Below are 19,648 nucleotides of genomic sequence, written 5' to 3' on the forward strand. Positions count from 1 at the left end.
CGCCCTCGGGTGCGGGCCCCGCGCGGGCCCGCACCCGTCGCGCGCGCCGGCCGACCCGACGCACGTCCCCAGACCCGGGAAGTCCAACCATGCTCAAGTCCTTGCGGCGAGCCGGCCCCGCGCTGCTCATGCTCGCCCCCTCGCTGATCCTCGTGGGCATCTTCGTCTACGGGCTCATCGGCGCGAACTTCCAGACCTCGATCACCGACAACCACACGGCCGCCCAGGCGACCGGCCAGAAGCCGTCGGTCGTCGTGTGGTTCCAGAACTACACCGACCTGCTGGGCAGCGAGGCGTTCCAGCACTCGCTGAAGAACCTCGTCCTGTACACCGTGGTGTTCCTCGTCGGCACCATGCTCATGGGCTTCCTGTGGGCGTGGCTCCTCGACAAGCCCCTGCGCGGCGAGGGGATCTTCCGCTCGGTCTACCTGTTCCCGATGGCCGTGTCGTTCGTGGCCTCGGGCGTCGTGTGGCGCTGGCTGCTCAACTCGAACCAGGACGAGGCCGCGAGCGGGCTCAACCGGCTGTTCCAGATGGTCGGCCTGGACTTCCTGCAGAACAACTGGTGGAACAACGTCACCTGGGGCATCACCGCGATCGCCATCCCGGCGATCTGGCAGCTCTCCGGGTACGTCATGGCGCTGTTCCTCGCCGGGTTCCGCGGCATCCCCGAGGAGCTCCGCGAGGCGGCGCGCATGGACGGCGCGAGCGAGTGGAAGCTGTACCGCCACGTGCTGTTCCCGCAGCTCTCGCCCATCGCGCTCTCGGCGCTCATCATCATCGGCCACATGTCGCTCAAGGCGTTCGACCTCATCATGTCGATCTCCAAGCCGGCGAACTACCAGACCAAGGTGCCCGCCGTCGACATGTACGTGTTCAAGTCGAGCTTCGACTACGCGAGCGCCGCGGCCGTCGGGTCGATCCTGCTCGTCATCGTGGCCGTCGTCATCGTGCCCTACCTGGTCCGCACCAACCGTCAGGAGAAGCGATGACCACCACCTCCACACCGGCGGTCCCTGCTCCGGACGTCGTCGGCACGCCCCGCGAGACGCGCCCCCCGCGCGGCCGCGAGCGCTTCTCCGTCGGGCGCACGCTGCGCTACGCGGCCCTGGTCGTCTTCCTCCTCATCGTGCTCATCCCGGTCTACGTGCTCCTCGTGACGAGCTTCAAGGGCGCGGGCGACGCGTCGCCGGCGCGCGCGTGGGCGCTCCCCGAGGTGTGGACGCTCGACAACTGGCGGGCCGCGTGGGACTCGCTCGCCCCCGCCATCTGGCGCACGCTGCAGATGGTCGTCCCGGCGTCGATCATCGCCGCGTTCCTCGGCTCGCTCAACGGGTTCGTGCTGTCGCGCTGGAGCTTCAAGGGAGCGAACCTCGTCTTCACGCTCATCCTGTTCGGGATGTTCATCCCGTACCAGGCCGTGATCATCCCGCTCAACCAGCTCGTGCTGGGGCTGGGCATCCCGAGCGGCGTGCCGACGCTGATCCTGCTGCACGTGGTCTTCGGCATCCCGATCACGACGCTGATCTTCCGCAACTACTACCAGACGATCCCGCACGAGCTCATCGAGGCGGCGCGCGTCGACGGCGCGGGCATGCTGCGGACGTACTGGTCGGTGGTGCTGCCGATCTCCGTCCCCGCGTTCGTCGTCGTGCTCATCTGGCAGTTCACCTCGGCGTGGAACGACTTCCTCTTCGCGGTGTTCTTCTCCTCCAGCCAGAACGGCCCGGTGACCCTGGCGCTGAACAACCTGGCGAACGGCGCGCTGCTCCAGAACTACGGCGTGTCCATGGCAGGAGCGCTCTTCGCGTCCCTGCCCACGCTGGTCGTCTACATCCTCCTCGGCAAGTACTTCGTCGGGGGCCTGATGTCCGGCTCCGTCAAGGGCTGACCCGGACGACCCAGCACCACCCGCGAGGGAGGACCGACAGGTCCTCCCTCGCGTCGCACCACCACCCGGCGCGACGGCGCGCCGATCCTCCCGCACGACCGTGACCGCACACCCCTGCGGCCGCGGCGTCGAGCGGCGTCCTGCCACCCGCAGCGGGACGGCCGCCCACTCCACCGACGACGACGTCCGAAGGAGCTCCCCCGCATGCACGACCCCACCGTCCGTCCTCCGTCCCTCCGCGGCGCCCGATCACGGAACCCGCGCACCTGCCGTCCGGCGGGCGTCGCGCTCGGCCTCGCTCTCGCCCTGCTGGCCCCGGTCACCACCGCGACGCCGGCCCTGGCCGCGCCGACAGCGCTGCCAGCGACCTCCGGTGCGGTGGACACCGCCGCCGTCGCTCAGCTCAGCGGGCACGACGTCGTGTCCCCCGACGGAAGCCTGGACCTCACGGTCGGCGTCGTCGACGGCCGGCTCAGCTACGACGTCGTGCGCGACGGCTCGACGACCGTCGTCGACGCGTCCGGGCTCGGCCTCGTCCTGCGCGGACCCGACGTGGACCTCACGTCCGGCATGGCGATCGAGTCGGTCGAGCGAGCCGAGGTCGACGAGACGTGGACCCCCGCCTGGGGGACGCAGTCCTCCGTCCGCAACCACGCGAACGAGCTCACGGTCCACGCGCGCCACGAGTCGGGCCTGCTCGTCGACGTCGTCGCGCGCGTCTTCGACGACGGCGTCGGCCTGCGCTACGTGTTCCCGCAGCAGCCGGCGCTCGACGCACCGTTCACCGTGACCGCGGAACGCACGGAGTTCGCCCTTCCCGCCGACCTCACGGCCTACTACATCCGGGCCGGGAAGGACTGGAACGCGGACGAGAAGCACTACCTCACGACGGCGGTCGGCAACGTCCCGGACGCGCAGACCCCGATCACGTTCTCGCGCGACGACGGCCTCTTCGTCGCGGTGCACGAGGCCGACCTCACGGACTACGCGAGCATGACGCTCAAGCGCCTCGACGGCGAGCCCGGCACGCTCGTGAGCGAGCTGATCGCCCTGCCGGACGGGACGAAGGCCGTCCTGGACGTGACCGACGCGAGCTTCGCGACACCGTGGCGCACGGTGCAGGTGGGCCGCGAGGCGGGCGACCTCGCCGAGTCGCACCTCGTCCAGAACCTCAACGACCCGTGCGCGGTCTGCGACGTCGACTCGGACGGCGACGGCACGGCCGACACCACGGACTGGATCGAGGCCGGCACGTACACGGGCGTGTGGTGGGAGCTCCAGCGCCGCGACACGACCTGGACCGCGGGCCCTCGGCACGGTGCGACGACCGCGCGCATCAAGGAGTACGTCGACCTCGCGGCCGAGGCGGGCGCGAGGTACGTGCTCGCCGAGGGCTGGAACACGAACGCCGGCGGGTCGTGGACGAACCAGGACTTCACCACCCCGATGCCTGACGTCGACATCGACGAGGTCCTCGCGTACGCCGAGGCGAACGGCGTCTCCTTCGTCGGGCACAACGAGACGCGCGGCTACGTCGACTACTACGACGAGAACCTCGAGCGCATCTTCTCGCAGTACGAGGAGTGGGGGATCCACGCGATCAAGACCGGGTACGCGACCCGCTTCCAGCTCGGCGGCGTGAACCGGAGCCACTACGACCAGGAGGCGGTCCGGCACTACCAGCGGGTGATCGACGCCGCGGCCCGCCACCAGATCTCGATCAACGCGCACGAGGCGATCAAGCCCACCGGCAAGGAGCGCACCTACCCGAACATGATGACCGGCGAGGGGATCGCCGGCATGGAGCAGCAGAACTACATGGGGGCCGGTGGCAACCCGCCGGGGCAGGCGACGATCCTGCCGTTCACGCGCTGGATCGGCGGGCCCGCCGACTACACGCCGGGCGTGCTCGACGTGCTGTGGGACCCGGCGAACCTCGGGACGCGCGTGCAGACGACGACGACGACCCAGCTCGCGCTGTACACGACCTTCTACAGCCCGCTGCAGATGCTCGCCGACACCCCGGAGAACTACGCGAAGCACCCCGAGGCCTTCGAGTACCTGAAGGGCATGCCCGCCACGTGGGACGAGTCGCGCGTCGACGCGGAGATCGGCGACCACGTCACCACCGCGCGGCGCAGCGGGGACGCCTGGTACGTCGGCGTCGTGACCGACGAGAACGACCGCACGCTCGACGTGCCGCTCGACATGCTCGACGCCGGGGTGACCTACGTCGCGGAGGTGTGGGCCGACGCCCAGGACGCGAGCTGGACGGGGAACCCGACCGCGGTCGAGGTGACCCGGTCTCTCGTCACGGCGGACGACGTCCTCAGCGCGTCGCTCGTCGGCGCCGGCGGCCAGGCCGTCCGGTTGCGTCCCGCGACCGACGCGGACCTCGCCACGCTCGCGCCGTACGCGCGTCCGCGCGTCGAGGCGGTCGGCACGCCGACCGCGACGTACGACCCCGTGACGCGCGCGACCGAGGTCACGCTCGAGGCCCGCAACGACGGCACCTCGGTCACCTCCGCGAGCATCCTCGTCGACGGCGAGCCGGTCGACGCCCCGGCCGCACGGGTCGGTGGCGGGCAGACGCACGAGCTGGCGTTCACCGTCGCGGCCGACGACGTCACGTACGGCCCGCAGCACGCGGTCACCGTGGTCTCGGGCGCGGGCGACGCGGGGACCGCGGTCGACGTGGACCTCGTGCCGTTCCCGGACGAGGCCTCGCTGGGCGCGCTCCTCGACGAGGCCCAGGCCGACGGCGACCTCTCGCCGGCGGCGGCACGCGTCGTGCGCGACCGCGTGGCCGACCTGCTCGCCGCAGCCGAGGACGGCGACCTCGCCGGTGTCGAGCAGGCGGCGCAGAGCGTCCGCACCGCGCTCGTGTCGCGCGGACCGGGCCAGGTCGGCGGCGCGGCGCTCGATGCGCTCGACGCGGAGGCGGGACGCTGGCTCGGCGGCCGCGTCGGCATCCCAGCGGTCCTGGCGGACCTCCACGCGGCCGAGGAGTCCGGCGTCGTCGACCCGGCCACCGCCGCACAGGTCCGTGCTCCGCTCGCGGCTGCGCTCCGCGCGGCCGTGCGGGACGACGACGCGGCCGTGGAACGCACGCTCGCGCGCGCGGCGGCCGCGCTCGCCGACGCGCAGGGGGACGCGGCCGCCGCGCTCGCCGCACGCGTCGAGGGACAGCGCACGGAGCTCGTGCTCGAGGCCGAGGACGGCAGGCTCGCCGGTGGCGCGATCACGACGAAGGAGCACCCGGGATACACGGGGACCGGGTTCGTCCGCACGCTGTCGAAGCTCGGCGCGGCGTTCGAGGTCGACGCCGACGTCGTCGCGGGGACGAGCTACGACGTGTCGTTCCGGTACGCGAACGGCATGGTCGTCGCGCCGCTCGACCGGCAGCTCTCCCTGACGGTCGACGGCGAGGTCGCGGGGCAGGTCCCGTTCCCGAACCTCGGCCAGGACGCGGACCGGTGGCGCCGCTGGGGCACGACCGAGCCCGTCCGGGTCACGGCCGGGGGCACGTCCGACGGCACGGTCACGACCGTCGGCCTGCGGTACGAGCCCGGCGACACGGGCAACGTCAACGTCGACCACGTGCGGCTCGTGCCGTCGCGCGGCGTGCTGGTGCGCTCGCCCGCGCACGCGGTCGACGTCACGGTCGAGGCCCAGACCCGCTGCCTCGCAGGCAAGGCCTACGTGGCCGTGCGGGCGGTGAACGCCGAGGACGTCCCCGTGGACCTCGCCCTGACCCTGCGGACCGCCGCCGGCGAGCGGTCGTTCGGGTCGGTCGCGCCGGTGGCCTCCGCCTACCAGTCGTTCGCGACCCGGTCCACGGCCGTCGAGGCGTCCACCGCGACCGTCCTGGTGAGCGGCACGCTCGGCGGGGAGACCCTCGCCGCCGAGATCGCCGTCGACGTCCCGGCGGCCGACTGCGGCTGACCCGTCGCGGCGCCACCGACGCCGAGCCCGGGGTCGGGCGGCACCAGAGGGGTCCGGGGACGCACCACCCCGGGGTCGGGGGTTCCGCCCAGGGCCCGCGCACCGTATGCTGATAGCGCTGTCACCGCCCGCCCCCGGCCGTCTCCCTCAGGTGGCCCCGCCCCGATCTCCGCCCGTCGCCGACGACGGGACCGACGAGAGGATGTCGATGACGACACCGACCACGCGCGCACCGCGCGCACGACGGACGGCCGCGCTGCTCGCCGCCGTCCTGACCGGCACGCTGCTGGTCCCCGCGTCCGCGGCGCACGGCGAGACCAGCGCCGACGCCGCCGTCGACCACGGCGCACCCGACGCGATCGCCGCCGACTACTACGAGGCGCTGCTGCGGCACACCAACTGGGTCGAGACCGTGTGGGACGACGCCGCGGGCGTCTACCAGGCCAAGGACATGAACTTCGCCGTCGTCCTCGGCAACGCGGTGCTTCTCACGCACGGCGAGTACGACGCGGAGATCGCCGGGGTGCCCGAGGCCGAGCTGCGCGCGCAGACGGTCGCGACCATCGAGCACTACGCGGCGACGAACCGCTTCGTCGACCCGGCGGGGACGTGGGGCAAGAAGCTGTTCTGGGACTCGACCTTCCAGTCGTACTTCCTGGCCGCGGGGCGGCTGATGTGGGACGAGCTCGACGAGGCGACGCGGGAGAACCTCTCGACGATCGCCGTCGAGCAGTCGCGCTACACGGCCGACCTCGACTTCGGCAAGGACCCGCTGTCCGGGAGCTGGACCGCGGACTGGCCGACGGGCAAGCACGTCGGCGACACGGCGCAGGAGGAGGCCGGCGTGTACACGCAGGCCCTCGCGCCCGGCCTCGCGTGGGCGCCCGGCGATCCCGACGCCGCGCGGTGGGACGACCAGCTCGGCGACTGGGGGCGCAACGCCGCGGGGCAGCCGACCGCCGACCGCAACAACCCCGCCGTCGTGGCCGGGAAGCCGGTCTCGACCAACACGATGCAGACCGTCTACGACACGTACCTCGTCGAGAACCACGGCTCCTTCGGGCCGCACTACCAGTCGGACATCTGGCGGTCGGGCGCGCGCAACGCGATCCACTTCCTCCTGCACGACGAGCCCCTGCCCGAGATCCTCACGCGGCAGCCCAACTCGGCGGAGCTGTGGGAGTCGATCAAGCTCGTCATGTCCGAGCAGGGCGAGCCGTTCATGCCCATGGTGAACGACCGCGAGTTCCTCTACGGGCGCGACGTGCTGCCCATGGCCTTCCTCGGCCAGGTGCTGCGCGACCCCGACGCCGCGCGCGCGGAGGCCGGCCTGGCCGCCGCGCTCGAGGACTACCAGGGCTACGCGCCCGAGTACCGCCTCACCAAGTTCTCCGGCGAGCCGAAGTACGAGCCCGAGGCGCGCGCCGAGATCGCGATCTCCTACCTGCTGCACGTCGAGGCGGCCGGGTCCCCGGAGGGACCGGTCGAGCCGACGCCGGAGGACGAGTTCTTCGCGGGCCTCGCCGGGGTGCGGGACTTCGGCGCCGGTCCGGGCCTCACGGTCCAGCAGAGCGACACGGCGTGGGCGGCGGCCGGGAGCCGCAAGGGCTTCGTCAAGTTCCCGTGGGTGCCCGGGCACGACTCGTGGCTCTTCCACGTGTCCGGCTCGACCCCGTTCCTCTACCCGACCCCGGGCGCGACGGTCGACGACCGCACCGTCGCGACGTACACGGAGCCGCGCGACGGCTTCGAGGGCACGTCGTCGGTGTTCCGGATCGGCGCCGGCTACGCCGGCCAGGTCACGCTGCCCACGGGCTCGGCGCTCTACGCCTCGACCGGTGCAGGGGCCGACGACGGGAGCCTGTCCGTGCGCAACCTCGACATGGACGGCTACTCCGGTCTCGACGGCTCGCGGACCTACACGACGGCCGAGGGCGAGACGACGGCGTCGCTCCCCGTGACGCGACCGGCCGACCCCGCGGACGCCCGGGCCGCGCGCGTCGACGACCTCACGTTCGAGCCGGTCACCGCGCGCTACGTACGGATGCTCGGGCAGCAGGGCCACCCGCAGTACGGGTACTCAATGCACGCGTTCCACGCCTACGGCGCCGACGACGCGTCCCCGGTCGACCTCGCGGCGGGCCGGCCCGCCACGGCGTCGAGCCAGGACACCGGGAACGGCCGCACGGCCGCCCGCGTGACGGACGGCAACCCGACGACGCGGTGGGCCGTCGCCGTCGGGGAGCGCACCCGTCCCGACTCGTGGATCCAGGTCGACCTCGGCGAGCAGACCACGGTCGGCGGCGTCCGGCTCGCGTGGGAGGCGAGCGCCGGGGCGCGCTACCTCGTCCAGACGTCGACCGACGGCGTCACCTGGACGACGGCGACCGCCTACGGCAAGGCACCCGCCGACGTGAACGTGGCGCGGCTCGACACCGTGGACCTCGTCCCTGCGGGCGCGACGTCGCCGGCCCCGGTGACCGCCCGCTACGTGCGCATGCAGGGCGTGCGGGGCAACCCCGAGTACGGCTACTCGCTCTACCACCTGCGCGCGTTCTCGCCCGCGGGCACGGACGTCGCGGCGGGCCGTCCGGCGAGCGCGTCGAGCGCCGACGGCAGCAACGGCGCGGGTGCCGTCACCGACGGCAGCGCGACGACCCGGTGGGCCGTGTCGCGGGACGACCGCACGCGTCCTGACTCGTGGGTCCAGGTCGACCTCGGCGCGGCCGTGGACGTCGCGCAGGTCCAGCTCGGCTGGGAGTCGGCGGCGGGTCAGGAGTACCGGGTGCAGACGTCGCTCGACGGCACGACGTGGCACGACGCCGCGAGCTTCCGGTACACCGGCGACCAGGTGCTCGAGAGCTCGGGGGACTGGCTGAACGTCGAGGGCACGGCGGGCTTCGTCGTGCGGGGCTCCGAGGCCCCGATCACGGTCTCGCGGGCGACCGCAACCCGCCACGTCGTGCGCCTCGCGGACGGCACGGCCGGGCCCCGGCTCGTCGAGATGCTGCCCGGCGACGCGTCGGCGACCGCCGCGCGGGCCGCCGCGCCGCAGGCCACCGCCGAGGCCGCGGACGTGCTCGTGAGCACGCTCGACGGATACCTCACGGCGTTCAACCTGACCGCGGCCGACGTCACGACCACCGTCACGGTGCCCCACGACGGGGACGAGGTGGCGCTGTACGCCGGGACGCAGGTCGTCGGCGACGGGTCCTCGGCGGTGGAGGTCACCGTGCCGGCGGGATCGGCCGTCGTCCTGCCGCCGCGGGCGGTGCTCGCCGCACCGGACGGAGCACCCGCGGGCGTCACGGCCGTCGTGGACGACGCGCGCACGGTGCGCCTCACGGTCGACGAAGGCACCTCGTCCGTCGACGTCCGGAACGCCGAGACGGGCGAGGTCCGCGCGGCGGACGTCGCGGCGTCGGGCACGACGGTGCGGTTCCCCGGCGCGACGGCGTTCCCGCTGGCCGACCACGCACTGAGCACGCTCACGTTCCCCGCGTCGGTCCTCCCGGAGGGCATGACGTCGCCGTCGCTCGCGGTGGACGGGGACGCGACGACCGCGTGGGTCCCGGGCGTCGACGGCCGGATGGTCACGGACCTCGGCGCCCCGCGCGAGATCGGCTCCGTGACGACGCGGTGGGACGGCGCGGCCGCCCCGGAGGCGGTGGTCTCGGTCAGCGACGACGGCCTGACGTTCACCGACGTGGGCACGGTCGGCGGCGGCACGGAGCGCGGCGCGGTCGAGGTCGGCCGCACCGCGCGGTACGTCGCGCTCAGCACGTCGTGGAGCGCGGGCGACCCGGCGCTGCGGACGCTGCGGGTGCTCGCGCCCGGTGCGGACGACCCCGACGCCCCGGCGCCGGTCGCGGTGACGGCGACGGCCGAGGTGCGCTGCCTCGCCGGGAAGCCGTTCGTCGCCGTGCGCGTCGTGAATGACGACGAGGTCCCGCTGGACGTCGACGTCGCCACCCCGTTCGGAACGAAGGCGTTCGCGGCCGTCGCGCCGGGCCGCAGCGCCTACCAGTCGTTCGCGGTCCGCGCGGCGGACGCACCGGCCGGGACCGTGACCGTCACGGCCCGTCCGAGCGACGACACCGACGAGCGCGAGACCGTCGCGACGCCGTTGTTCGAGGCCCCGACCTGCGGCTGAGCGGTCGGAGCGCACGACGCCGGACCCGGGGTCGTGGGTCACCGGAGCAGTCCGGTGAACCCCGACCCCGGGTCCGGCCCGTCCCGGGACCAGATTTCGCCCGCCCCGCCGGGGTGAAAAGGGTCCGTCGGCAGGCCATTCGGCACTTCGGCGGGCGGGGCGTGCCCTACATTTCTCGGGTCGGGCCACGGTGGCCTGCGTTCGAGAGCTCCGGGAGCCCCCATGGCCCTGCCCCTGCTCGGCGGCGGTGCCACCCGCCGTCGGACCTCCGCAGCAGTGCTCGTCGCAGCACTCGTCCTCACCCCGTTCGCCGCGGTCCCCGCGGCGTCCGCCGCGGACGGCGAGCCCTCCGACGTGGCGTCCTCCGAGCCGGCACCGACCGGTGCCGAGGTCGAGGTCGTGGCGCCGCAGGACCCGCCGACCGTCGAGGGCGACGCAGCCGTGGGAGCGGTGCTCTCGCTGCGGAGCGACCCGTGGGGACCGGACGGCGTCGAGCTCGCCGTCGCCTGGTTCGTCGACGGCGTCGCGATCCCCGGCGCGGACGAGGACGCGCTGGAGCTCGCCCCCGAGCACCTGGGGCACCGGATCCACGCCGAGGTGACGGGCACGCTGCCGGGTGCCTCCCCCGTCACGGTCGCCACGGCGGAGACGGCGCCGGTGCGGGAGGGAGCGCTCGAAGGCGCGTCACCGTCGGTCGTGGGGACCCCCCGGGTGGGGTCGACGCTGACGGCTGCGCCGGGCACGTGGTCACCGACCGTCGCGTTCGCCTACCACTGGCTGCGCGACGGCGTGGCGCTCGCCGAGGCGACCTCGCCCACCTACGTCCTGTCAGCGGCGGATCTCGGCGCGACGCTCTCGGTGCGGGTCACCGGGAGCGCCCCGGGGTACACGTCGTCCTCCGTCACGAGCCTGCCGACGGCCGCTGTCACCACCGGGGCCCTGACCGCGCCGCTGCCGGTCGTCTCGGGCACGCCGCGCGTCGGCTCGAAGCTCACGGCGGTGCCGGGAGCGTGGACGCCCGGGACGGCCCTGGCGTACCAGTGGAAGGTCGCGGGGACGGCCGTCGCCGGGGCGACGTCGCCGACGTTCGTCCCGCGCGCGGGCGACAAGGGCCGGACGGTCACGGTCACCGTGACCGGGACCCTCGCCGGGTACGCGAAGAGGTCGGTGACGAGCGCCGCGAGCGCGTCCGTGGCCGCGGGCGTGCTCACGGCACCCGTGCCGACGATCTCAGGCGCGGTGCACGTCGGGTACACGCTCAGAGCCACGCCCGGGACGTGGTCGCCCGCCGCGACGACCAGCTACCAGTGGAAGCGCGACGGCGTCGCGATCAAGGGCGCGACCTCGGCGACGTACAAGCTCACCTCGGGCGATCACGCGAAGAGGATCACGGTCACGGTCACGGGCAGCCGGACCGGCTATACCACGCGGTCGGTCGCCAGCGCGGCGACCGTGGCCGTGGTCAAGCCGTTCGCCACGACCACCACGCCCCGGGTCACCGGCACCGCCCGGGTCGGGTCGTCGCTCACGGTCACGCCCGGTACGTGGTCGCCGGCAGCGGCGTTCACGTACCAGTGGAAGGCGGACGGTGTGGCCGTCCCGGGCGCGACGCGGTCCTCCTTCACCGTGACCGCGGCCCAGCACGGCAGGACCATGACCGTGACCGTGACCGGCAGGCGCGCGGCCTACGTCACCGCCACGCGGACCAGCGCCGGCACCGCGAAGGTGACGAAGCCGTTCGCCTCCTCGCCGGCACCCACGATCTCGGGCAAGGCCTGGAACGGCGCGTGGCTGCGCGCGAGCACGGCGGCGTGGTCCCCGGCGGCGTCGAGCAGCGCCTACCAGTGGCGCCGGGACGGCAAGGCGATCTCGGGAGCCACGTCGTCCAGCTATCGCCTGACGACCGCGGACGCGGGTCACCGGATCACCGTCACGGTGACGGGCCGGCGCAGCGCGTACGCGACCACGTCGCGGACGAGCGCGCCGACGGCCCCGGTGAACCTCTGCCGGGTGAAGGGCAACGCGGACAGCGGCATCTACCACGTGCTGGGCGTCAGCCGGTACTACACCGCCACGGTCCCCGAGGCGTGCTTCTCGACGGAGGCGGCCGCGAAGGCGGCCGGGTTCCGCCGGGCGAAGGTCTAGGTCGCGCGCCCGGCTCCGAGACGCCTGCGGGCCGCCGGTCCGCGGGTCATCCGCCGGTGAAGACGCTGACCGCCAGCGGAGCGCCGACGTCGTCGCACGCGTCGGCGAGGACGGCTCCGGCGTCGTCCCACTCGGGAGAGCGCACACCGGTCGAGTCCGTGAACGCCCCGGGCGGGACGGCCGGTGCGATCTCCTGCAGCTGACGGATCGACGTCCGCACGGTGCTGTCCCCGGTGGAGGGCAGGCGACCGAGCACGCGGGTCGCCAGCCCGTACCAGCCGTCGTGCTCCTGAGCCTCCGTGCGCCCGTCGGCGAGGCCGAGGTCCGCGTTCTCCACGATCGTCAGCACGTCGCCGAAGGCGACGCAGAGGGCGGCGTCGTCCAGCTCCTCGTCCGCCGCCGAGGTGGCGGGAGAGGACCGAGGGGTCGCGGTACCGCCGTGGGGCGCCTCGGCCTGCGCCGCTCCGGCCCCACCGTCTGCGCTGCAGCCACCCATGACCGCGGCGCTCAGCACCGCTGCCGTGAGCGCCGCCCACCGTTCTGCTCGCATCCGTGCCTTCTCCTGACGTCGACGTCCGAGGGGTGAAACCGGCCGCCGAGAGTCTGCCGCGCGCCTCGCCCCGACGGTGGGAGGCACGACCGGTGCGTCCGGGTGCCCGCTCGTCAGGGTCCCTCGAGCGGCGTCGGTCGGCCGTCGAGGACGGTGGCGAGCAGCAGGCCCGGCACGTCGCCCGGTGCCGGACGGAAGGCGTAGACCGCGACGAGGCGTGCACGAGCGGCGGTGGACCACGCGGGCAGCGCCGCGAGGACGTCGTCGTGGGGCGCGAACCCGTCGACCACCGCGGCCGCCACGGCCCGCGCCCGGGCGGGGACGCACGTTCCCTGGAGCGCCCGGAGCTCCAGGTGCACGAGCAGGTTCGCGAGGTCGAGGGCCGGGTGGGCCGTCGTCGCGAGGTCGAGGTCGAGCAGGCCGACCCGGTCGGGGTCGGCCTCGTCCACGAGGAGCTGCTTGTCGTGCAGGTCGCGGTGCGTCGGCACGGGCGCGGCCGCGACGAGCCCCCGCAGCGCCTCCTCCGCGCGCCCGAGCACGTCGTGGGCGAGCGTCGGCGTCGCCGCCTCGTGCGCGACCGCCCAGGACCACCAGCGTTCCACGACGGCGAGCTCGGCCGCGGCGTCGTGCCGTGCGGGAGGCGCCGAGCCGCGGCGCCGGGGGTCGGCACCGGGGCGGTGCGCCGCCGGGAGGTCGGGCCCCGCCTGGAGACGGCGCAGCCCGCGCCCGACGGCACGACCGGCCCGGACCAGCACCTCGTCGGGGACGGACGGGTCGGCGAGGAGCGCGTGCAGCGTGCGTCCCGGCAGTGCCGACGTCGTCACCGACCCGTCGCCCCGGGACACCACCGCAGGCGTGGCGAACGCGCCGTCGGGCACGACGGGCTCCGGCACGGACCGGCCCGGGCGGACCAGCTTGGTGTACGTCCCCCCGGGGTCCCGCACGACGCCGCGTCGGCCCGGCCGGTGCGCGACGAGCCGCGCGCCCGGACGCCGGACGGCCGCCGCGAGCCCCGGCAGGTGCAGGTCCGCGCCGTCGTGGTGGAGGACGACGGCGCCGCGGTCCGTCGCGACGGACGTCCCGTCCGGGCCGAGCCGGTCGACGACCCGTGCCGCACGACCACGGTCGGCGAACCACTGGCCGGCGAGCACGCGCGGGTCGCCACCGGCTGACGTGGTCGCCGTCGGGATCGCGGAGCCCGCGGTCCCGACGAGCAGCAGGTGCTCCGCGGAGCGCGGGAGCGTCGCGCGCAGCGTGCGGCCGTCCTCCGCGAGGCGGACCGCGATCTCGACCGCGCGCGGCGCGTACCGCACGCGCGAGGAGGCGGGTCGTCCTGACGGGCCCGGGCGCGACGGGTGCTGCGGGCCCGGTCCGGGCGCCCGTGCCGGACCGACGTGCGGCGCGGGGCCGTCCAGGGCCCGCGCGAGCTCGCCGCGGTCGTCGAGCAGCTCGCGGGCCGCGGCGAGCAGCGCGGCGCACGCCCCGTGCCAGCCCGGTTCGAGGCGGCGGAAGGGTTCCGTCGCGCGGCGCAGCAGCTGGGCGGCCGTGGCGTGGCGCAGCGCGACCGGGGTGCTCACGGGACCGCCCGCGGCGCGGTACCCGTCGAGCACGGAACGTGCGGCGCGGGGCGCGCCGGTCGCGTCGTCCCGGACGAGCGACGCGACCAGCGAGCCGAGGTCGTCGACGGCGTCGCCCGGTCCGGCGGCGTCCGCGTCGACGAGCCCGAGTTCGCCGTCCGGCCCGAGCACGACCTGGTCGAGCGACAGGTCGCCGTGGACGAGGACACGCGCGCGTCCCGCCCCGCCGGGCGCGGCCACCTCGAGGCGCCGGGCGAGCCGCCGCGCGTCGTCGGCGAGACCCGGCAGCAGCAGGGCGACGGCCTCCGCCGCGCTCGACACCGCGCCGCGGCGACCGGCACCGGAGACCGCCGCACCACCACCGCCACCGATTCCGGCGGCGCCGCGGGCGTGCAGCGCGGCCACCGTCTCCCCCACCCGGCGGAGCAGCGGGGCCTCGCGCGGCAGCCCGTCGACGGGCGTGCCGTCGAGCCACGCGGTGACCACGAGGCCGAGCGCCTCGTCGACCGCGAGCACGGCCGGCGAGGCGACCGGACCGCCCGCGAGCGCGGCGTACCCCCGGACGACGCGGGCGACGTCGTCGGGCCGGACCGCCCGGACGGTGAGCGCGCCTCCCGGTCCGTCCGCGCGCAGGACGGCACGGCGCTCGGGGTTGTGCCGCACCAGGCGGGGCGTCAGGTCGAACGCCCGGCGCAGCCCTGCGGGGAGCGTCGCCGCCCACGCCGCTCGACGGCGGTCGTCGGTGAGGACGCGCAGGCCCGGGACGTCGCGGTCGGCGCGCCACGTCGTGACGACGAGGCCGGCGTCACGGTCGACGAGCAGGACGTCCGCGGGGTCGGCCTTGCGCACCGTCTTGTCCAGCTTCGGCAGCGCGTGCGGCGCGTACGCCCGCGCGACGACGCCCTGGGGCTCGTGGCCGGCCGCCTCCCAGGTCGCGGCGAGGACGCAGCTCGTGCCGGGCTTGAGCCGCAGGTAGGGCCGCGTGAGCGACCCGGACGTCGCGGTGGCCTCGGAGAGGCGACCGGCGAGGTCGTCGAGGTCCAGGACGTGCGCCGGCGCCGGCGGGGTCGGCGCACCGGCGAGGACGGTGCAGGTGTCAGCCACGGCGCGTCACCTCCCCGTCAGCCGCACCCACGCCGGCCTCGAGGGGCCCGAGGACGTCCGCCGGACGCCCCTGCGCGACGACGCGACCGCACTCGACGCGCGCCACGCGGTCGCACCCGCGCGCGGCGGCGAGGTCGTGCGTGATGACGATCGTCGTGCGCCCGGCCGTCAGGCGGCCCATCGCCTCGACGACCTCGCGCTCCGTGTCCTCGTCGAGACCGGTCATCGCCTCGTCGAGCACGACGATCGGCGCGTCGAGGATCGCGGCGCGCGCGATGGCGATGCGCTGGCGCTGACCGCCCGAGAGCGTGGCCCCCCGCTCCCCCACGACGGTGTCGTACCCGTGCGGCAGCGCGAGGACGAAGTCGTGGGCGCCGGCGAGCCGCGCGGCGCGCTCGACGTCGGCGTCGGTCGCGTCGTCGAGCCCCGTCGCGATGTTCTCGCGCACCGTGCCGCGGAACAGCACGCTCTCCTGCAGCACGACCGCGACCGACGTGCGCACGCTGCGCACCGTGAGCTCGCGCAGGTCGTAGCCGTCGATCCGGACGACGCCGGCGTCGGGGTCGCGCAGGCGGGACAGCAGCGCCACGAGGCTCGACTTCCCCGCGCCCGACGCCCCGACGACGGCGATCCGCTCCCCCGGCCGGACCGTGAGGTCGAGCCCGCGCAGGACCGGGTGTCCCGGGACGTAGGACAGCCACACGCCCTCGAACCGGACCGCGCCGCGGACCCGGGTGAGCGGCCGCGCCCAGGACGCGTCCACGACGTCGGGCCGCTCCTCGAGCACGTCGACGACGCGCTCGCTCGACGCCGCCGCCTGGGCGATGCGGCCGGTGTACTTCGCGATGTCGCGCATGGGCTTGAACGCCGCCTTGAGGTAGGTGAGGAACACGGTGAGCTCGCCCGGCGTGAGGGCGCCGTCGAGCACGCGGCGCGCGCCGACGTAGAGGACGAGCGCCGTCGCGGCGCCGACGAGCACGTCGGTCGAGCGTTCGAGCCCGGCCGACAGGCGCTTCGCCCTCACGCCCTCGCGCAGCGACGAGTCGTTGGAGCGCGCGAACCCGGCGCGCATCCGGTCCTCGAGCGAGTACGCCTGCACGACCTTCACCGCCGACAGCGTCTCCGTCGCGAGCGAGGCGAGGTTCCCCTCGGCCTTGCGCTGGTCGCGCGAGACCGTGCGGATGCGCCGCGTGAGCCGCGTGCTCGTGAGGAGGAAGACCGGCAGCACGACGAGCATCACGAGCGCGAGCTGGAGGTCGAGCACCGCGACCACGACCACCATGCCGACGAGCGTCACGACGTTCCCGAGCATCGGGAGCATGGCCGTCACGGACACCTCCTTGAGGCGCCCGACGTCGCTCGTCACGCGCGTCACGAGGTCGCCCGTCGGCGTCCGGTCGTGGAACGCGAGCGACAGGCGCTGGAGGTGGTCGTAGAGGTCGGCGCGCACGCCCGTGAGCACGCGGTTGCCCGCGAGCGCGAAGCACACGGTGCTCGCGTACGCGGCGGCGGCGCGCAGCACGGCGATCACGAGGAGCGACAGCGCGGCGTAGAGGATGACGAGCCCGAGGTTCGCGGGCGCGGGCCCGGCGACCGTCGACCCGGTCGCCGCGACGATCCCGTCGACGACGAACTTCAGCGGCCACGGCTCGAGGAGGCGCATCGCGACCTCGGCGAACAGCGCGAGCGTCCCGAGGACGAGCAGCCGCCGCTGCGGGCCGACGTGCTCGCGCAGGTGCGGCCACGAGCGGCGGAACGAGCGGCCCGTCCCGCGGAGCGACGACCGGCCCGCGCGCGTGCCCCGGGTCTCAGCCACGGGACACCTCCGCCCGTGCGGCGTCCGGCAGGCCGACGCCCGCCCGCGCGAGCGCGCGCCCGACGACGACCGTCCAGTCGTGCCGCGCGACGGCGGCCTCCCGGGCCCGCGCGCCGAGCGCGGCGCGCCGTGCCGGGTCGTGCGCGAGCCCCACGAGGGCGTCGGCGAGCGCCGCGGCGTCGCCCGGCGGGACGAGCACGCCGAGCGCGGCGCCGTCCAGACCGGCGAGCGCGGCGGGCAGCTCGCCGACCGCGCTCGCGACCACGGGCAGGCCTGCCGCGAGGTACTCGTACGCCTTGAGGGGCGAGAAGTAGAAGTCGTCGAGCGCCGGGTAGGGCGCGACGCCCACGTCCGCGCGGTGCAGGAGGGCGGGGACGTCTGACGGTGCGACGGCGCCCGTGCGCTCGACCGCGTGCTCGACCCCCACGACACGGGCGCGCTCGTCGAGCACGGCCGCCTGCGGCCCGTCCCCGACGACGAGGAGCCGCGCGTGCGGCAGCCGGGGCAGCACCTGCGCGAACGCGTCGAGCAGCACGCCGACGCCGTGCCACGGCTTGAGCGTCCCGACGAACGCGACGGTGAAGCGGTCCACCGGGCGCGGGGCCGGGGTGACGCGCGTCGTGTCGACGCCGTTGGGCAGGACGTGCACCCGCGCCGGGTCGACGGCGCGCTCCGCGGCCCACGCCGCCACCGGCCCGCTCACCGCGACGACGGTCCCGGCGGCGCCGATCGCGGCCCGGGCGCAGCGCTCGGCCCCCTCGGCGTCGACCAGCTCGCGGTGCCGTGCCTGCTCCTGCGGGAGCGGCGCGTTGACCTCGAGCACGCTCGGCGTCCCCGTCCTGCGCGCCCACGCGGTCGCCGCGGTGCCCCACAGCGCGTACCGCTCGTAGACGAGGTCGAGCCCACCGCCGGCGGCGAGGTCGTCGAGCAGCGGTCCGACGAGGGCGTCCGCCTCCTGCAGCGCTCGCTCGCGCGCGGCGGTCGAGCGCGTCGGGGCCACGGGCAGGACGTGCACGACGACGTCGCCCAGGTCGGGCGGCACGTCGTCGCCGGGGCGCGTGGTGACCAGGTGGACGGTGGCGCCGGCGCGCACGAGCACGCGCAGGACGGCCTGGACGTGGACCGACGAGCCCTTGCGCCCGAAGACCGGGACACCGGGGTCGGTGCTGACGTAGGCGATCCTCATGCCGCCCTCCCCTCGGACGCGGTGCTCGTGGGGGCGCCCGCGGTGGAGCCGTGCAGGACGGTCGCGGAGGGAGCCGCGGCGGACCGGAGCAGGTCGAGGAGCGCGGCCGACGTGCGCTCGACGTCGAACTGCGCCTCGACGAGCGCACGGGCCCCGTCGGCGAGCCGGCCCGCGAGCGCCGGGTCGGTGAGGACCCGGTCGAGGGCCGCGGCGAGTGCCGGCACGTCGCGCTCGGGGACGAGCAGGCCCGTCTCGCCGTCGCGCACGGCCTCGGGGATCCCCGTCACGGGCGTCGAGACGACGGGCGTCCCGGCGGCCATGGCCTCCAGCAGCACGGTGGGGAGACCGTCCCGGTTGCCGTCCGCGCCGAGCACGCACGGTGCGGCGAGGACCGCGGCCCGCGCGACGACGTCGCGCACACGGTCCTGGGACAGCGGCCCGTGGAACGTCACGTGCGAGCCGAGGGCCAGCCGGTCGGCCTGCGACCGCAGCGCGTCGCCCTCGGGCCCGGTGCCGACGAGGTCGAGGTGGACGTCGCGGCCCTCGTGCACGAGCAGGGCGACGGCGTCGAGCAGGTCGCCGAAGCCCTTCTTCTCCACGAGGCGCCCGACGGCGGCGACGCGCCCCGGTGTGCGCGGCGTCCGGGAGCGGGCGTGCTCGGCCAGGTCCAGGCCGTTGTACACGCGGCGGACCCGGTCGGCTGCAGGCCCGAACGTCGCGCGCAGGTGAGCGAGGTTGTGGTCGCTGACCGTGACGACGGCCCGCGCGTCGGCGAGCTTGCGGCGCAGGTCCTCGGGGTCCACGTCCTCGTGGAAGATGTCCTTGGCGTGCGCGGTGAACGTGTACCCGACGCCGAGCACCGCGGCCGCGAGGCGGGCGACGGTGGTGGCGACGGACCCGAAGTGGGCGTGCAGGTGCGTGATCCCGGCGGCGGCGGCCGCGAGCGCGACCTCCAGCGCCTGCGTCGCGTCCTCCGGGTCGGCGGCGAGGAGCTCGTCGAGCACCGGGCCCGCGAGCGCGGGGCCGAACCGGGCGCGCGCCGCGGCGAGCGCGCGCCACACGTCCGACGGTCGCGTCGTGCGCGGCACGTAGCGGACCGGCGCGCGCACGGCGGCGAGGGAGGCGTGGAAGCGGGTGTCGACGGGTGCGCGCAGCGAGAAGACCGTGATCTCCACGCCGCGGCGCTCCAGGCCCCGCACCTCGTTGACGACGAACGTCTCCGAGAAGCGCGGGTACATCTTCGTCACGTAGCCCACTCTCAGCTGCGCGGTCGGTCCCGCG

Annotated in this window: 10 protein-coding genes; 5 read left to right on the plus strand and 5 right to left on the minus strand. The window is 75.2% G+C overall.

Features of this window, described 5'->3' with window-relative positions; all coding sequences use genetic code 11:
* The first annotated feature begins 89 nt into the window (after positions 1-89).
* From ACWPWV_RS04780 to ACWPWV_RS04800, 5 genes are all read left to right on the plus strand, one after another.
* Positions 90-992: an ABC transporter permease subunit gene (locus tag ACWPWV_RS04780; RefSeq protein WP_435738219.1), complete on the plus strand. Its 903-nt coding sequence runs from the start codon at positions 90-92 to the stop codon at positions 990-992.
* Positions 989-1,891, plus strand: coding sequence for an ABC transporter permease subunit (locus tag ACWPWV_RS04785; RefSeq protein WP_435738218.1), 903 nt, complete (start codon positions 989-991; stop codon positions 1,889-1,891). The genes ACWPWV_RS04780 and ACWPWV_RS04785 overlap by 4 nt, the downstream gene beginning before the upstream one ends.
* A 204-nt stretch (positions 1,892-2,095) precedes the next feature.
* Positions 2,096-5,836, plus strand: a complete 3,741-nt coding sequence (locus ACWPWV_RS04790; RefSeq protein WP_454041806.1) for a glycoside hydrolase family 97 catalytic domain-containing protein — start codon at positions 2,096-2,098, stop codon at positions 5,834-5,836.
* 208 nt (positions 5,837-6,044) lie between these two features.
* Positions 6,045-9,989: a discoidin domain-containing protein gene (locus ACWPWV_RS04795; RefSeq protein WP_454041807.1), complete on the plus strand. Its 3,945-nt coding sequence runs from the start codon at positions 6,045-6,047 to the stop codon at positions 9,987-9,989.
* A 222-nt stretch (positions 9,990-10,211) separates the two neighbouring features.
* On the plus strand, positions 10,212-12,134 hold the full coding sequence (locus ACWPWV_RS04800; protein ID WP_454041808.1) for a sunset domain-containing protein: 1,923 nt from the start codon (positions 10,212-10,214) through the stop codon (positions 12,132-12,134).
* Between the two features lie 46 nt (positions 12,135-12,180).
* Here ACWPWV_RS04800 and ACWPWV_RS04805 read toward each other — a convergent pair whose 3' ends face one another.
* The 5 genes from ACWPWV_RS04805 to ACWPWV_RS04825 all read right to left on the minus strand — a co-directional run bounded on the left by ACWPWV_RS04805 (position 12,181) and on the right by ACWPWV_RS04825 (position 19,605).
* Entirely contained in the window at positions 12,181-12,684 is a 504-nt protein-coding gene (locus ACWPWV_RS04805; RefSeq protein ID WP_454041809.1) for a hypothetical protein, read from the minus strand.
* Between the two features lie 113 nt (positions 12,685-12,797).
* Positions 12,798-15,365, minus strand: a complete 2,568-nt coding sequence (locus tag ACWPWV_RS04810) for a hypothetical protein (protein WP_454041810.1) — start codon at positions 15,363-15,365, stop codon at positions 12,798-12,800.
* Entirely contained in the window at positions 15,358-17,181 is a 1,824-nt protein-coding gene (locus ACWPWV_RS04815) for an ABC transporter ATP-binding protein (protein WP_454041811.1), read from the minus strand. The genes ACWPWV_RS04810 and ACWPWV_RS04815 overlap by 8 nt, the downstream gene beginning before the upstream one ends.
* Positions 17,174-18,367 carry a glycosyltransferase family 4 protein gene (locus tag ACWPWV_RS04820; protein WP_454041812.1) on the minus strand — a complete coding sequence of 398 codons (1,194 nt, stop codon included), beginning with the start codon at positions 18,365-18,367 and terminating at the stop codon, positions 17,174-17,176. Before ACWPWV_RS04820 ends, ACWPWV_RS04815 begins: the two co-directional genes overlap by 8 nt.
* A complete protein-coding gene (locus ACWPWV_RS04825; protein ID WP_454042811.1) occupies positions 18,364-19,605 on the minus strand; it encodes a glycosyltransferase family 4 protein in 1,242 nt (413 codons plus the stop codon). Before ACWPWV_RS04825 ends, ACWPWV_RS04820 begins: the two co-directional genes overlap by 4 nt.
* Positions 19,606-19,648 lie beyond the last annotated feature (43 nt).

This window comes from Cellulosimicrobium sp. Marseille-Q8652 (assembly GCF_965112045.1).

What these genes read in the sequence shown, in the direction of transcription:
- ACWPWV_RS04780 (WP_435738219.1), top strand. Translation starts at nt 90, where the DNA reads ATGCTCAAGTCCTTGCGGCGAGCCGGCCCCGCGCTGCTCATGCTCGCC.
- ACWPWV_RS04785 (WP_435738218.1), top strand. Translation starts at nt 989, where the DNA reads ATGACCACCACCTCCACACCGGCGGTCCCTGCTCCGGACGTCGTCGGC.
- ACWPWV_RS04790 (WP_454041806.1), top strand. Translation starts at nt 2,096, where the DNA reads ATGCACGACCCCACCGTCCGTCCTCCGTCCCTCCGCGGCGCCCGATCA.
- ACWPWV_RS04795 (WP_454041807.1), top strand. Translation starts at nt 6,045, where the DNA reads ATGACGACACCGACCACGCGCGCACCGCGCGCACGACGGACGGCCGCG.
- ACWPWV_RS04800 (WP_454041808.1), top strand. Translation starts at nt 10,212, where the DNA reads ATGGCCCTGCCCCTGCTCGGCGGCGGTGCCACCCGCCGTCGGACCTCC.
- ACWPWV_RS04805 (WP_454041809.1), bottom strand. Translation starts at nt 12,684, where the DNA reads ATGCGAGCAGAACGGTGGGCGGCGCTCACGGCAGCGGTGCTGAGCGCC.
- ACWPWV_RS04820 (WP_454041812.1), bottom strand. Translation starts at nt 18,367, where the DNA reads ATGAGGATCGCCTACGTCAGCACCGACCCCGGTGTCCCGGTCTTCGGG.
- ACWPWV_RS04825 (WP_454042811.1), bottom strand. Translation starts at nt 19,605, where the DNA reads ATGTACCCGCGCTTCTCGGAGACGTTCGTCGTCAACGAGGTGCGGGGC.